The 15055-nt window shown below is 61.3% G+C and carries 16 protein-coding genes, 1 other RNA gene and 1 riboswitch; of the genes, 4 read left to right on the forward strand and 13 right to left on the reverse strand.

Annotated elements, in window-relative coordinates; all coding sequences use genetic code 11:
- Position 1 precedes the first annotated feature (1 nt).
- From cbiD to LKD37_RS07090, 11 genes are all read right to left on the reverse strand, one after another.
- Positions 2-1129: a cobalt-precorrin-5B (C(1))-methyltransferase CbiD gene (gene cbiD / locus LKD37_RS07040; protein ID WP_302928551.1), complete on the reverse strand. Its 1128-nt coding sequence runs from the start codon at positions 1127-1129 to the stop codon at positions 2-4.
- Positions 1130-1132: 3 nt separating this feature from the next.
- A complete protein-coding gene (locus LKD37_RS07045) occupies positions 1133-1756 on the reverse strand; it encodes a precorrin-8X methylmutase (protein WP_370686859.1) in 624 nt (207 codons plus the stop codon).
- Positions 1756-3102: a cobyrinic acid a,c-diamide synthase CobB gene (locus LKD37_RS07050; protein WP_302928553.1), complete on the reverse strand. Its 1347-nt coding sequence runs from the start codon at positions 3100-3102 to the stop codon at positions 1756-1758. Before LKD37_RS07050 ends, LKD37_RS07045 begins: the two co-directional genes overlap by 1 nt.
- A 9-nt stretch (positions 3103-3111) precedes the next feature.
- Positions 3112-3798 (reverse strand): precorrin-2 C(20)-methyltransferase, encoded by a 687-nt coding sequence (gene cobI, locus LKD37_RS07055; RefSeq protein WP_302928554.1) that lies wholly within the window; start codon positions 3796-3798, stop codon positions 3112-3114.
- Positions 3799-3809: 11 nt separating this feature from the next.
- Positions 3810-4580 carry an ABC transporter ATP-binding protein gene (locus LKD37_RS07060; RefSeq protein ID WP_349048822.1) on the reverse strand — a complete coding sequence of 257 codons (771 nt, stop codon included), beginning with the start codon at positions 4578-4580 and terminating at the stop codon, positions 3810-3812.
- Positions 4581-4582: 2 nt separating this feature from the next.
- Positions 4583-5518: a FecCD family ABC transporter permease gene (locus tag LKD37_RS07065; RefSeq protein ID WP_431833259.1), complete on the reverse strand. Its 936-nt coding sequence runs from the start codon at positions 5516-5518 to the stop codon at positions 4583-4585.
- Positions 5519-5626: 108 nt separating this feature from the next.
- A complete protein-coding gene (locus LKD37_RS07070) occupies positions 5627-6778 on the reverse strand; it encodes an ABC transporter substrate-binding protein (protein WP_302928555.1) in 1152 nt (383 codons plus the stop codon).
- Positions 6775-7611, reverse strand: a complete 837-nt coding sequence (locus tag LKD37_RS07075; protein ID WP_302928556.1) for an iron transporter — start codon at positions 7609-7611, stop codon at positions 6775-6777. The genes LKD37_RS07070 and LKD37_RS07075 overlap by 4 nt, the downstream gene beginning before the upstream one ends.
- Positions 7612-7685: 74 nt before the next feature.
- Positions 7686-8816, reverse strand: coding sequence for a sirohydrochlorin cobaltochelatase (locus tag LKD37_RS07080; RefSeq protein ID WP_349048827.1), 1131 nt, complete (start codon positions 8814-8816; stop codon positions 7686-7688).
- 200 nt (positions 8817-9016) lie between these two features.
- A riboswitch (cobalamin riboswitch) is annotated at positions 9017-9191 on the reverse strand.
- A 227-nt stretch (positions 9192-9418) separates the two neighbouring features.
- The gene (locus LKD37_RS07085; RefSeq protein ID WP_370686858.1) at positions 9419-9658 is read right to left on the reverse strand and encodes an oxidoreductase; all 240 of its coding nucleotides are present in this window, start codon (positions 9656-9658) and stop codon (positions 9419-9421) included.
- 23 nt (positions 9659-9681) lie between these two features.
- The gene (locus LKD37_RS07090) at positions 9682-10500 is read right to left on the reverse strand and encodes a shikimate dehydrogenase (RefSeq protein ID WP_302928558.1); all 819 of its coding nucleotides are present in this window, start codon (positions 10498-10500) and stop codon (positions 9682-9684) included.
- Positions 10501-10570: 70 nt separating this feature from the next.
- Here LKD37_RS07090 and LKD37_RS07095 point away from each other — a divergent pair, with 70 nt between their 5' ends.
- From LKD37_RS07095 to LKD37_RS07110, 4 genes are read left to right on the forward strand one after another with little or no spacing between them, the layout of a single operon-like run.
- Positions 10571-11563 (forward strand): glycosyl hydrolase family 28-related protein, encoded by a 993-nt coding sequence (locus tag LKD37_RS07095; RefSeq protein ID WP_302928559.1) that lies wholly within the window; start codon positions 10571-10573, stop codon positions 11561-11563.
- A gap of 36 nt (positions 11564-11599) precedes the next feature.
- Positions 11600-12664 carry a hypothetical protein gene (locus tag LKD37_RS07100; RefSeq protein WP_302928560.1) on the forward strand — a complete coding sequence of 355 codons (1065 nt, stop codon included), beginning with the start codon at positions 11600-11602 and terminating at the stop codon, positions 12662-12664.
- Positions 12665-12700: 36 nt separating this feature from the next.
- The gene (locus tag LKD37_RS07105; protein WP_302928561.1) at positions 12701-13171 is read left to right on the forward strand and encodes a phage holin family protein; all 471 of its coding nucleotides are present in this window, start codon (positions 12701-12703) and stop codon (positions 13169-13171) included.
- Entirely contained in the window at positions 13164-13853 is a 690-nt protein-coding gene (locus LKD37_RS07110; protein ID WP_302928562.1) for an N-acetylmuramoyl-L-alanine amidase, read from the forward strand. The genes LKD37_RS07105 and LKD37_RS07110 overlap by 8 nt, the downstream gene beginning before the upstream one ends.
- 250 nt (positions 13854-14103) lie before the next feature.
- Here the strand turns inward: LKD37_RS07110 and ssrA are convergent.
- Positions 14104-14451: a transfer-messenger RNA gene (ssrA, locus tag LKD37_RS07115) on the reverse strand.
- A 59-nt stretch (positions 14452-14510) separates the two neighbouring features.
- Positions 14511-15050 (reverse strand): peptidylprolyl isomerase, encoded by a 540-nt coding sequence (locus LKD37_RS07120; RefSeq protein ID WP_302928563.1) that lies wholly within the window; start codon positions 15048-15050, stop codon positions 14511-14513.
- Between the last annotated feature and the right edge of the window lie 5 nt (positions 15051-15055).

Genomic DNA, 15055 nt, shown 5'->3' on the forward strand with positions numbered 1-15055 from the left:
GTCAGTCCTCCTTTATCCGGCGCAGCAGCTTGGATGCGCCCTTCGTCTCACAAAGATAGCCATATTCCTTGGAAAAGAGGATGGCTCCCGTCTCTATATCACTGCATTTATAGTGCATCATGTCGTCAATGCGCCCGGCCAGCCGGTGCAGCACTGCGTCATAAAGTCCCTGCTCCTTCAACAGCCGCAGGGCGTCATCACAGGTGGCGCAGCAGAGCATCTCCTCCGCCGCACCGCCTTGCAGCCCCTCTGCGGCGGCACAGGCCGTCAGGATGTCCATGCGGCAGTCGCCGTAGCGGGAGTGGGTGTTCCACATACCGCCCGCCAGCTTTACCAGCTTGCCGATATGACCGATGAGCAGCGCCCCTCTGAAGCCCAGCTCCCGGCATATCTCCAGCGCGTCACCGATGAAGTTGGAGGTCATCACCGCCGTGGCGGGGTCGATGCCCATGGCACCCTTGATATAGTCTACGCCGTAGTTGCCGGGGGCCAGCAGTACATAATCCGCGCCGCCCGCCCGCCGTTGCCGCAGCTCTACATGGATGGTGTCCACCAGCGCCTGCTCGCTCATAGGCTCTACGATCCCCGTGGTGCCTAAGATAGAGATGCCGCCCTCAATGCCCAACCGGGGATTGAAGGTCTTTTTCGCCAGCGTCTCGCCATCGGGAGCGGAGATTACCACATACAGGCCGCCGGTGTATCCCAGCAGGCCGCAGACCTCCTCCACGGCCTCCTGGATCATCCGGCGGGGTACAGAGTTGATGGCCGCCGCGCCCACCGGCTGGTCAAGACCCGGCTTGGTTACCCGGCCCACGCCCTGTCCGCCGTCGATGACAATGCCAACAGTCTCTGTTTTCCGCACCTCGGCATAGATCAGGGTGTCACGGGTGATATCCGGGTCATCGCCGCTGTCCTTCCGGATGGCGCAGCGCACACAGTCCGGGGACAGATAGATGTCCTCCACCGCCAATGCCAGCTCCATGCCCTTGGGTGTCAGCAGGCGGATGGACTCCTTTTTGCTGCCGCTCAGCAGCATCCATGCGGCGGCCTTGGCCGCCGCCGCGGCACAGGAGCCGGTGGTGTAGCCCAGACGGAGCTTTTTTCCGTCCCGTATGATAAATTCCTTCATAACCTACCGCCTGATCTGGTAGAGCATGGCGTTGCAGATGGCCGCGGCCACGTTGCTGCCGCCCTTGCGGCCCCGGGACACGATGTAGGGTGCGGCAGCGGCCTCGATGATGCGCTCCTTGCTTTCCACCACATTCACAAAGCCCACCGGTACCCCGATGATGAGGGCGGGACGGAGCTTGCCGGCCTCCATCAGCTCCTCCAGCGAAAAAAGTGCCGTAGGGGCGTTGCCGATGGCGAAGATGCAGGGCTTGGGCAGGGCTGCCGCCCGCTCCATGGATACAAAGGCACGGGTCACGCCCCGCTCCTTAGCCTCCGCCGCCACGTCCGCGTCCGACATGAAGCAGTGTACCTCTCCGCCCAGCGAGGCGAGGATCGTCTTATTGATCCCGGCCTTGACCATCTGGGTATCGGTGACGATGTCGCAGCCCGCCCGTAGAGCGGCGATGGCCTTTTGCACCGCGTGGCCGGAAAAGGCCAGATTGTCCACATAGTCAAAATCCGCCGTGGTGTGGATGACCCGTTTGATGACCAGCTCGTTTTCCGGGTCCAGCCGCCGGTCGCCCAGCAGCTCTGTGATGATGGCGAAGCTGCGCTTCTCAATGTCCATAGGCTTCATTTGCTCCATCATAGCGTCTCCTTTCTGCAAGCCGCCAAAAAGCGCTGTGCCATGACCGGCTTGGCGTAAAAATGGAAGTGGGGGAAGCCCGCGTACAGCGTATCGGTGGCGTGTACGCAGGTCCACTGCTTTCCGGAGGGCTTTTCCGCCAGAAAAGCGCCGCCGGGCTGGGGGGTGTCCCAGTGGTGGAATTCATGCATGGGTACCTGCTCTCCGGCGCGGCAGAGGAGATTGTCCTTCCGGGCCGTGGCGGTGATATAGCCGAATCGGGTCAGCCTCCCTGTATCAAAGCAGTCCCCCGGCAGCGCACCCACCATGGCGCGGCCTGCGATGGACTGCGTCAGATACATGAAGCCGCCGCACTCGGCGATACAGGGCATCCCCGCGTATACAACGTCTCGGATTTGCCTGCGCAGGGCGTGGTTTTCCTCCAACTGCGCCGCGTAAAGTTCCGGGTAGCCGCCGCCTAAGTACAGACCCTGTACACCGTCGGGGAGCCGTTCATCCGTCAGGGGGCTGAAGGGCACCAGCTCCGCGCCCAGCTGCCGCAGCAGGTCGAGACTGTCCTCATAGTAAAAGCAGAACGCCCGGTCACGCGCCACGCCGATCCGCACCGGCGCGCCCTTTTCCGGCAATACCGGCGGCGTAAAGCGAAGCGGCGGCGCGGCAGCCGCAATTTCCAGCAGGGCGGCTATGTCCAGCGTTTTTTCTGCCTCGGCCGCCAGCTTGCGCAGCTTCTCCCGCAGATCCGCCACCTCGTCCGCTGTCACCAGCCCCAGATGGCGGCTCTCCAGCGTACACTCTGGCAGCCTGGGCAGATAGCCGCAGGCGCGGACGCCCAGCCGGCTTTCCAGCTCCCGCGCCAGCGCACCGTAGCTCATGGCACTGCACCCGTTGAGAATGACGCCCTGCACGTTGTTGTCCGGCGCGAAGTCCAGAAAGCCCTGCACCGCCGCCACAACGGACAACGCCGCCCCCCGTGCGTTGACCACCAGCACCACGGGGCTTTCCGTTTCCCGCGCCGTCTCATAGGTGCTGGCGCGGGTGGATGTCAGCCCCAGCCCGTCATAGTATCCCATGACGCCCTCAATGACCGTCACATCGCACTCCTCACCATTGTGCGCCAGCAGATAGCGCATGGTGTCGGGGTCAAAAAAGAACGGGTCGAGGTTAGAGCTTTTCGCGCCGATGACCCGGCTGTGGAACATGGGGTCAATGTAATCCGGGCCGCATTTTGCCGCGCCTACCCGCAGGCCCCGCGCTACCAGCGCCTGCAAAACGGCGCAGGTGACGGTGGTTTTGCCGCAGCCGCTGTTGGTACCGGCCAGTACCAAGCGGGGGACTTTTTGCTCCATAGCGACCTCTCAATCCGCCACGATGGTGGCAAAATAGCTGATCTCCTCCGGCAGCTGCCGCAGGTCGGTGTAGACCTGCTCCGTTTCCAGTCCGCAGTCCGCCACCATACCGGCGTTTGCCGCCATACCGCGGCGCTCCAGCGCCGCCGCCGTCTCGTGGATGGCCTTGCCGGACTTCATGATGACCTTCGTTCCCGGCAGCGCCAGCGCACTGTCCAGATCGGCGCTGCCCGGCAGGATGTGGAGGGGCTCATCCATGCGGGTGAGGCTGCGCCCCAGCCGCGCCGCCACGGCGCAGAAGCTGGTGACGCCGGAACACATCACCGTTTTAAACCCGTCAGAGCGGATGCGCTCCAGAATATAGTAGGCCGTGGCGTACACGGACACGTCGCCCAGATTGACCATGGCCACGTCCTGCCCGGCCGCCAGCGCCGTTTCGATGGCGGCAGCCGCCGTGCGGTAGCTGTCCTCCCGTACCGCCGCGTCACGCGCCATGGTGAAATCCAACGGCAATATGGTCTTGCCCTGCATATCCACAGCACCGGCGGCGATGTCCAGCGCCAGCATCCGCCCGGACTTCATCCGGGGAGCGGCCACCACGTCGCAGTCCGTCAAGACCCGGCACGCCTGCCGGGTCAGCAGCTCCGGGTCGCCGGGACCCACGCTGACGGCGTAAAAAACACCTTGTTTTTCCATGATAGCACTCCTTACGGCACAAATTCCAGGCTGTCGAAGCAGGGGTCGTACTTCCCGTGCTCCATCCGGTACAGCTTTGCGATATACTCGCGGGTGAAAATCTCCTCCGGGGTGCCGATGCGGTCGATGCGGTCGCCCGCCACGCACACCACCGTGTCGGAAATGCGCTCCGCCAGCTCCAGCTCGTGGAGGGACAGCAGCACCGCCAGATCGTTCTCCCGCACCATGCGCTTGAGCACCGTCAAAAGCTCCAGCTTGTAGCGAATATCCAGAAAGCTGGTGGGCTCGTCCAGCACGATGATCTCCGGTTCCTGACACAGCGCCCGGGCCAACAGAATGCGCTGGCGCTGTCCGTCACTGATAGCGGAGAAGGGGCGGTCAGCAAACTCCATGCCGCCTACCTGCTCCAGCGAGCGCTCCACGATGGCCTGATCCTCCGGCTGCAAAATGCCCAGCCGCCCGGTATAGGGGTAGCGGCCGCTGCTCACCACGTCCCGGCAGGTCATCAGCTCCGGCTCCATGCGGGCCGTCATCAAAATGGCCATGCGCCGGGCGATCTCATTGCGGCTGCGCTCCTCCATGGCCTTGCCGTCCAGAAACACTGTGCCGGACACCTTGGAGAGCTGGCCGATAATGGTTTTTAAGATGGTGGATTTTCCCGACCCGTTGGGGCCGATGAGCGTCACGATCTTGCCCCGCTGCACATGGAGGGCGACATCTTCAATCAGCGGCTTGCCGTGGTAGCCCACGGCAAGCGCCTTGGTTTCCAGATATGCTGCCATACTCACGCCGCCTTTCTGTGGATCATCATGTAGATGACGATGGGTGCGCCGAATACCGCCGTGACGGAGCTGATGCTCACCTCTGTGGGGGCAAAGGCGGTGCGGGCGATGAGGTCGCAGAACAGGCAGAACACGCCGCCGCCCAGGAAGCAGGCTGGGATCATACACAGCGGCTCCGCCGATTTGAACAGGGACTTCATCAGGTGCGGCACTGCGATGCCAACAAAGGAGATGGGGCCGGCAAAGGCCGTGACGCAGGCGGACAGCACACTGGACAACAGGATCAGCGCCGTCCGGAAGGCCCGCAGGGGGACGCCCATATTCTGGGCATAGACCTCGCCCAACTGGTACGCCCGGATGGGCTTGGAAAGCAGGAAGGTCAGCAGCAGCGTGATGCCGCAGACAACGGCCATAGTCTTTACGTTGTCCCAGCTCATGCCGGAGAAGGAGCCGAGAGACCAGTTGTGCAGATTCACGATGCTGGAATCGTCGGCAAAGGTCACGAGAAAATCCGTCAGTGCCGAGCAGATATAGCCGATCATCACGCCGCAGACCACCAGCAGGCTCATGCGCTTGACCCGCTGGGAGATCAGCAGCACGAAGCCCATGGATACCATGGCTCCCACGAAGGCCGCTGCGATGAGAATGGCGGAGGAGGTGGTCTTGCCACGGCTCAGCAGCACCAGCATGGCCACGCACACCGTCATCTTTGCGCCGGAGGAGATGCCCAGCACGAAGGGGCCTGCGATGGGGTTGTGGAAGAAGGTTTGCAGCAGATAGCCGGACAGGGACAGCGCCCCGCCCAGGATCAGCGCCGACAGGAGCCGGGGCAGACGGATCTTTACGATGATCTGGCTCTGGGTAAAGCCAACATCGCCCCCCCAGCAGGATCCGCCATATCTCAGACGCGGAAAGAGAAACGCTTCCCGCGAAGATATTCCAAATCAAAAATGTGAATAAAAGCAGGAGGAGCAGCAAGAAGCCTCCCCAGATGCGAAGTGTTCGGTTTCTCTTCATGCCGCTCCTCCTTATGATGTAAAAAATGCTCACTTCATCCGTGTCAGAAAGTGAAAAGCCGTATCCGGCGCGTCGTTCAACGCATGGTTCACGTCCAGAATGAGATCGCTCAGCTCCAGCGACTCCTGATAGAAGTTTTTGGTCAGGCACCACACATTACCGCTCTTGACGGCCTTGAAGTCGGCCATCAGTGGATCCAGTGCCACCAATTCGTCCAGCGTGTGCAGCTCGCCATCGATGATGCTGTTGTAGATCAGCACATCGGCGTCCACTGCACCGTGGTAGAAGGATTCCATCTGAATGTTGACGGTGGACTGGGCGTTGTCCTCCGCCGATTCATCGAAGGAGACATAGTCTCCGCCTGCGATGGCAACGCACTTCGCCACATAGTCCGTGGACTTGCGGACGTTTACAGCGCCGCTGCTGGTGATGTAGAAAAACGCCACAGTCTTGCCGGTGGGCTGCTGCTCCAGTACGTCCGCCACGCTGTCCATCTTCTCATTAAACAGCGCCTCGGCCTCGTCCTCCTTGTCCAGCAGCGCCGCGTACAGCTTGATCCACTCCATCCGGCCCATGGGCTGGGTCTCGTAGCTGGATGTCTCCACCAGCACAGGGATGCCCAGCCGCTCCAGTTGCTCCAGCACCGCCGGAGAGTGATAGATCATGGTGTTTTCCACCGCCAGATCGCAACCCTGTGACAAGATCAGCTCATAATCCGGCTCGGAGTACTTGCCGGCGTATACCAGCGCTCCGCTGTCCATGGCGTCCTTGGCACGTTGGATATACCAGTCCGACTGCTTTTTGCCGCTGAGGGTGATGCACCCGACGGCGTCCAGCTTGTCGAAGTAGTCCATGGCGGCGGCCGCCACCAGATAGATCTGATCCAGCGGCTGGTGCAAAACGGTGACGCCGGCGGGTACGCCCTCCGGTACCGCCGCGCCCTCCGCTACCAGCAGGTACACCCGGTCGTTGTTGATGGTAATGCGCTTGTAGCTCTCTCCGGCATACTCTACGGTAAACTGCTGGGCATAGCGCAGGGGCATGGTACGGTCAAAGACCAACTCATCCCACGATACGGAGACAGTTTGTCCATCGGTTTTGGCAGGGGCGTCTGCCGTGCCGCAGCCACAGAGGGACAGCATCAGCAGCAGCGCCAGTACCGCGGCGGTCAGCCGTTTCACTGGGCTGCCTCCACCACCGTGGTGGAATCAAAGGTCAGGGTGTACTCGATCTCGTGGGGGGTGCTCATAGCGGTGGTGTCGCCGATCACCGTCAGCGGGGTATCCAGCGCCCGCACGGGGATCTCGAAGGTGGAGCCGCCCTCGGTGGTGAGAACGTCATAGCGCTGGCCGTCCACCAGCATATAGTCGTACTTCTGGCTGCTCCACACGATGGTGGCGGTGGCAGCGCCGTTCTCCACCTTCAGGGTGCAGGGGGTCAGCACATGGGACTTACCGGAGCCGCCCTCAAAGCCCACCTCAATGGTGTAAGTGCCGTCCGCCAATGCGATGGCGGCAGCGTCATCGCCGTCATCCTCCTTCAGAACAGGGTTGGAGACGGAAACCTTGTGGTCATACCACACGCCCTTCTTGCCGATGAGGGCCACGTCGAACTCCGTGTCCAGTGCGGGCACGGGGATATCAAAGCCGTTGACCGTCTCGGTCAGGCCATCGGGATAGGTGACGGTATCCTTGGTGGGCTGCAGCAGCACGGCGCCGTCCTTCTGTGCGTCCTCCTTCAAACCGGGGAACAGATTCACGATGCTGGTGGAGGCGAGACTGACGTGAATGGTCATCTGGCCGTCCTTCACGGTCAGCACGCCCTTGCCGTCGCAGGTCTCGTTGGCGTGGAACATACTGCTGTCGGTGTTGAAATCCGCGGTGTAGGTGCCGTCCGCCAGCGCGGGCTCGGCGACATCGCCGCCATTGTTGTCATCTGTTTTCTGCTGTCCGCAGCCCGTCAGCAGCGATGCCGTCATCAGCAGTGCCAGCAGACAGGAAAGAAACTTCTTCATTTTTATGTGTCCTCCTTGCTCTGAAAAAGGCTCCGAGGCGATAATATACCGCCCCGGAGCCCGTTCAGTCCTTGTTACGCGATAGCGTCGATAGCCGCCTTGGTGTGGGCGACATACAGCGCGTGGATGGCATCGATACGGCCCAGGCCGGAGATCTGGCAGTTCACGGTGAGACCGGCGGCCTCAAACATGGTCTTCCAGGAATCCTCGTCCGCACCGGCCATGTCGTTGTTGGCGTGGTCGCCCGCCACGACCATCAGGGGACGTAGCACCACGGTGGTGTAACCGGCTTCCTTGACAGCTGCGATCACGGCCTCGCAGGAGGTATTCTCAGGCTCGCCCTCCACGGTGCCGATGAACACGTTCTCATAGCCCAGCTTGTCCATCTGGGTGGCCATCTGGCTGTAAGTGACCTTCGCCACATGCGCCGTACCGTGACCCATCAGCACATAAGCCACACCGGCCTCCTTGGCGGCGGCGGTGGACTCGTAACCGCTCTCGCTCAGAGCAGCGGCGACGACGGCCTTGGCAACGGCTTCCTTATCGGTGTTGATGACGGTGGCGTCGCTTCCCACCTCACCCAGCATGGGCTCGGCGATCTCAACGGACTCGAACTTGTCACGAACCTTGTCAATGGCGGCGCACATCTCGTCGTACTCAGCACCGTGCATCAGATGGGTGGGCTGCACCACCAGCTGCTTCACGCCGTTGGCGACAGCGCGCTCCAGAGCCTGCTCCATGTTGTCGATCTTCTCGCCGTCACGGGCCTGGATGTGGTTGATGATGATCTGAGCGGTGAAGGCGCGGCGCACGGACCAATCGGGGTTGGCCGCCTGCAGGGCGTCCTCAATGCTCTTGATGTCGGCTACGCGGCTGTCGTTGAAGGAGGTGCCGAAGGACACCACCAGCAGCTCCTTCTCGCCGATCTCGTCCTGGTTGCGGGGATCGTCCTTGGACGCGTCACCGGTGTCCAGACCGAAATAGTCGGGGCTGGCTTCCTCACCCTCCACCAGTGCCTTCTGGGCGTCGGTCAGGGCATCCCAAGCGGCCTTGGCGGCCTCGCACTGGGCATCGGTCTCCTCGGTGCGCTCCTGCACGTAGATGGCATCGATGAGGGCGGCGACCTTATCGGCGGCGGCCTTGTCGGTCTTCTCGGTGTTCACGTCGTTGTTGTCCTTGTTGCCGCAGGCGGTCAGCATGCTCATCAGCATCACAGCCGCCATCAGAAAGGCAAGTGCTTTCTTCATGGTTGATCTACCTCTTTCCAAATATTTGTTCTGAAAGAAATATAAAAGCGGCTGTGTTTCACACAGCCGCCCTCAGAGCTTCTTACTACATATACATCCGTGCGGCGCTCCGCGACGGATCATAAGTTTGTAGGAAAACCAACCCGTTGGCAACAGGTTTGAGATTCCACACAGAGGCAGGTCTCCTGACTTCGTTCGTCACGGCATTGCCCTTCCCAGTTTCCCAGTGGATTGCAAGGCCGCTCCCGTACACAGTGACTGCATCGCTCCGGATTCCCACCGGATTCCCTTCTCATCTGCTTTTGAGCAGATACCTCTGTGCTACAACTTTATATTTTTCCAGACAGTGGGATTATATCACATTTTGTCGAATTGTCAATCCGTTCTGATGGTGGGGCTATCTAAAATATTTGAGGTTTTTCTGCGTTGAATTGTGACATTTTCGTAAACGCTGCCTTCTTCCATTACTCACGGAACTTTATGACTTCTTGAATACTTCCCGAAAAAGAAAAGCCGCCGTCGTTTGACAGCAGCCTTTCCGATAGCTTGTTATGCGTAAATCAGATCGCTTGAAATAATCTCCAGAAGTTACCGCCCAGCTCGCTGTCCTTCTCCACCGTGGACTCGATGGTGATCAGGCCGAAGCCGCCCTTGGCCCGGGCCTGGTAATAGGAGAGGGAGCGCTCACTGAGGGAGCCGTCGGTGTTGGCCAGATCGTTGCCCATGGGGGGCACCACAAAGCGGTTGGGAACCGTCACCGTGCCGATCTGCACGGGGGAAAACATGTTGGGGAATTTCATCGTCGCACCTCACTTTCTCGTTGTCAGGAGAGGAACTTCTCCAGGACCTCCTGGGCGGGCATATCCTTGCCGGTGAATAGCCTGAAGGCGGCCACGCCCTGCCACAGCAGCATGCCGATGCCGCCCACGGCGGCCTGGCAGCCTGCGGCCCTGGCTTCCCGGATCATCCGGGTCTCCCGGGGGTTATACACCGTGTCCGCCACCACCAGATCGGCGCGGAACAGGGCGGGATCGACCAACGTCTCGCCGTCCAGGGGCTTCATGCCCACACGGGTGGCGTTTACCAGGATGTCGCAGTGCTGCACCGCATCGGCCAGGGCCGCGCCGTCCTCCAGCGGGGTGATGGATGCCTTGCAGCCGGGCATGGTCTGGGCCAGCTTCTCCACGGTGTGCCGTCCGTTGGCGAAAAATTCGTCATCACGGTTGAAGATGGCGATCTCCGCCGCGCCGTCCAAAGCGGCCTGCACACAGATGGCGGTAGCCGCGCCGCCTGCGTCCAGCACCACCAGACGCTTGCCCCGGACCTCCACGCCGTTTTCGTGGAGATTGCGGACAAAGCCGATGCCGTCGGTGTTGTGACCGGTGAGTCTGCCGTCCTGGCTGACGGTAACGGTGTTGCAGGCGCCGATGAGTCTGGCGGCGGGGGGCAGCTCGTCCACCAGCCCCGCCACGGCGGTCTTGCAGGGCATGGTGACGTTGAAGCCGCCGACGCCCAGGGTTTTCAGCGCAGCCAGGCCCTGCTCCACCTGCTCCAGGGGAATGTCAAAGGCCAGATAGGCGGCGTCCTCGCCGGTGCGGGCGAAGCTGTAGCATCGCAGGGCCATGCTGTCAACTGTCAGCAAAAACGGAGACGGCAACAGCGGGGGCAACTTTTACGCCGCGTGCGGGCGTATCCGAAGGGAGATGATGCAAATGCCTGAAATCAAGATCAAAATTCGGGACAAGCGGGCCGGAGGCACAGGGACCGTGATCTGCGGCAACAGCGACTACACGGTGGTGTGGGCCCTGGACAACGAGTGGACCCCCTATGGCACCAAAACCATGCGGGTAAACCTGGCGGACGGGAGCTATCAGGACGTGGTATTCACCGGTAGTACGGCGGCCCTGCCGGTGCTCAGCACGTCGGGGCGGGCGTCCGTGGGCCTGTACGCCGGGGACCTGCACACCAGCCGGGCGGCGGCCCTGCCGGTGCTGCCGTCTGTCACCACCCCCGGCGGCGCTCCGGCAGACCCGGCGGAGGATGTGTACGATCAGCTCACGGAAAAGCTCAATCGGCTGATTGCGGTGCAGCCGGAGAGCGTCGCCCAGGCGGTGGCGGATTATCTGACGGAGCACCCGGCGGTCTCGTCCATGCGGGTGGAGGGCGGATACATCCAGTTTTCCGGCGATGGGAAAAACTGGGACAATGTGGTGGCTCTGGCCAATCTGAAGGGACCCAAGGGCGATACCGGCCCGCGAGGCCCCGCCGGGTCCGACGCCAGCGTGACGGCTTCCTCCATTGCCGACGCAATGGGGCTGTCGGGGCTGTCCGCAGGCGACCAGATTGCGGTGGATACCGTCGGGGCGGACGGACGCCCTGCCAGCTGGAAGAAAAAAGCCGGAGGCATCCTGAACGTCAGGGACTTCGGGGCCAAGGGCGACGGCAGCACGGATGACACGGCGGCCATTCAGGCGGCCATTGACAGGGCTGTGTCGACGCTGGCCATGGCCGTGTATGTCCCGGCGGGCACCTACATCATCACCGCGCCGCTGGTCATCCAGACCTACAGCGATGCGGTGACCACCATCGACGGCGTCAAATGGTGGGAGGGCCACAGTCCGGCGCTGATCGGCGAGAATCCGTCCACCGCCATCATCAAGAAAACCGGCAATGCCGCCAAAACCATGCCTACAGTGGACAGCTGATCCGGCGGCTGGCGGCAGACGGCAGGCGTGCCCATCATGATGGCCAACCGCGCAACGGTCACCGTGTGCGGGCTCCAGCTCTACGAGCGCAGCGCCGACACCTACACCAACACAGCGCTTGTGGACGTAACCGGCCCCACCGCGCAGATTGCGCTGTCTCTGATCGGGTTTTCCATCATCCGGTCCGCCGGTCGTACCGGGCAGCTGCCCGACCTGCTGGCCACGATCCCCAGCGCAGACAGCAAGATTTTTCTTGCGACAGATGGGCTTAACGGCTACTTCTATCCTACCCCTTCCGGGCTGGTGCCCTACGATGGCTACGCCAGCGGAAACCGGCAGTATCTGGCGGATACCGTTGCCCTGCCCGGTCAGGGCGGAACGCTGGACGCGGATAAGTATTACCCGGGTATGTCCGTCTGGGACAGCAGCTTGGGCAAGCCCAAGTGGTGGACCGGCTCCGGATGGTGGCAGCCTGTCGCCGCGCCCATCACCCCGGCGGATACCTCGTTCGTCCAGGCCGCCGAGGGTGAATACCAGCAGCAGCCGAATTTTACGAATGCATTAAATACGGCTGACCCAGATTTTAAGCCCAACACTAGACTCAATGGCTCCGGCGGAGAAAGCACGGACGTGCGGACCTACACCATGTGGACAAGCAATTACATCGGATGCAAGTCCGGGGACGTGATCCGGGTGCGCTGCCCGGATGGCACCTTTGAGAGCGGCGGCGGCTCCATCTGGCCCATTGCCGTGCAGTACAATGGCATGAAGACTTCTACTGGCGCTGTGACATACAAAGCCACCTCCGGGACCTCCTACGATGCAGTATTCGACAGCGACGGCAAGGGCTTTAGTATTACCATTAACGATCTCAGTGTGGCGTTCATTCGTATCGTGGGCAACGGTGATGCCGCCGGGGCCATCATCACCAAGAACCAGGAGATCGCCTATAAGCAGGTGTGGGTGGGTACCCCCATGCAGTTTGGTGATGAGGTCAAGCAGAACATGGCCAACGTATTTGTGCAGGCCCCCAACGACACCCTGTACACCATCGCCGTGGACAACAGCGGCAATCTGTCGGCCAAGGCATTCACGCAGTAATCACGCCGCCCAAGGCGGCAGGAAAGGAGATTTTACATGAAAGAAAACACGATCAAGGCCGCGCTGGCGGCCGCCCTGGGGGCGCTGTGCGCTTACGGCATTCAGCTGCTGGTGCCGGTGCTGGTGCTGCTGGTGGTGATGGTCCTGGACTACATCACCGGCATGACCAAGGCATGGAACGCCGGGGAGCTGTCCTCCCGGGTGGGCCTGTGGGGCATCCTGAAAAAGGTGGGCTATCTGGTGATTGTCGGGGTGGCCTGCGTGGTGGACTGGCTTCTGCGCTACGGGGCGGACAGCCTGGGCTGGAACTGGCCGGTGGATTTTTTGTTTGCCAGCATCGTCATCATCTGGCTGGTCATCAACGAGCTGCTGTCCATCCTGGAGAATGTGTCGGCCATTGGCGCACCGGTGCCGGGCTTTATGCAGGCCCTGCTGAAAAAGCTGAAGGTACACACTGAGGACACGGCAGAGGAGAATCTGCCGGGAGAGGAGAATAGCGATGAGTAAGAAGGTCTACATCAGCCCCAGCGACCAGGTGAGCAACGCTTACGCCTGGGGCAATACCAACGAGCACGTTCAGTGCCAGAAGATCGCCGAGGCGGAGGCGGCGGCCCTGCGCCGCAGCGGCGTGGAGGTGCAGGTGGCGGCGTTTGGCTCCACCATGGCCCAGCGCTGCGCCCAGTCCAACGCTTTCAGGGCGGACATCCACAACTGCGTCCACACCAACGCCTGCAACGGCAAGGTCATGGGCACCCGGCTGTTCTGCTACGCCATCCCCGGCAAGGGGTACGACGCCTGCAAGGCGGTGTTTGCGGAGCTGGCCCCGCTGACGCCGGGAACGTCCGAGAACGTGCAGAAGAACCCCAACCTTTACGAGGTGCGGACTCCGGCGGCTCCCACGGTATACTGTGAGTGCGAATTCCACGACACGGTGGAGGGTGCCAAGTGGATCGTGGAGCACACCACGGAGATCGGCGAGGCCATCGCCAAGGGCCTGTGCAAGTACCTGGGCGTGGCCTTCGTCCCGGCTCAGACGCAGAAGCCTGCCGAAGAACCCAAGGCCGACGCCGAACAGGTGCTGTACCGGGTCCAGGTGGGAGCCTTCGCCGTCCGCGCCAACGCCGACAGGATGCTGGAAAAGCTGAAAGCGGCGGGGTTTGCCGGGTTTGTGGTGAAGGGGAAGAAGTAAGACTATAATTGCCCCTAAATTTAAAAAGTTTAGGTGAGGAAGGTGAGTAATCGGGTACATTTCCCTATAACTATTTCTATATACGCGCGTACTAAGAAGAAGTTATAGGGATTTTAGCCCGATTACTCACCTAACTCACCTAAGTGCCTTAGATACAAAGAAAACACTCCCTACCATTACGGTAAGGAGTGTCTTTTTGTTTGGACAAATACCGTTCCCCACGCAATGTAGGGTTCGGATATACGTCCAATGGTGGAGCTGAGGGGAGTCGAACCCCTGTCCGAAAGCACTTTGACAGGACCTTCTCCGGGCGCAGGACAGTTTCAGCATTCCCTCCCTGGGCAGGCACTGGCCAGACTGCACAGTTCAGTAGAGTCATGATGCATGGGCGGGGCAACTCTTACCCGCCGCACGTCCGCCACATCAACGACGCCTTCCCCGGCCTGTGGCCTCTCCGGTTCAGACGGCTGCCTTTAGTTAGGCAGCGACAGCAATACGATTGTTGTCAGTTAATTTTAAAGTTGCCCGTTTTAAGGCGGTCAGGCGCCGCCGCCCGCTTATCCTGCCTCCACACCCCCGTCGAAACCGGTACAGCCCCGTATATGGGATAGGAGGCGTCCGGGCCGGGAAACCGGCCCGGATACCTTGAAAACATTTTTACTTGTGGAAGGGGTCCGGCAGCTTGTCAGGCTCCGGGTACTCCACGCCCTGGGTGTCCACGGTGACGGACTTCATCACCTGGGGCTTCTTGGGCTTGTTGGTGATCATGTTTCTGGGCTGGGAGACGATCTCGTCCACCACGTCCATGCCGTCGATGACCATTCCGAAAGCAGCATACTGCCCGTCCAGATGGGGCGCGTCCTTGTGCATGATGAAGAACTGGCTGCCGGCGGAGTCCATAGCCTGGGCCCGGGCCATGCTGAGAACGCCCCGGGTGTGGCGCAGGTCGTTGGGCACGCCGTTGGCGGCGAACTCGCCCTTGATGCAGTAGCCGGGGCCGCCCATGCCGGTGCCGTCGGGGCAGCCGCCCTGGATCATGAAGCCATAGATGCAGCGGTGGAAAATCAGCCCGTTATAGAAGCCGGAGTTGGCCAGGGAGATGAAATTCCGCACGGACTGCGGCGCAATATCGGGATACAGCTCGGCGGTGATCTTCTTGCCGTTCTCCATTTCGATGGTAACAATGGGATTGCTCATGGATA

The sequence above is a fragment of the Brotocaccenecus cirricatena genome, from assembly GCF_020687045.1.
Lineage (GTDB): Bacteria > Bacillota > Clostridia > Oscillospirales > Oscillospiraceae > Vescimonas > Vescimonas cirricatena.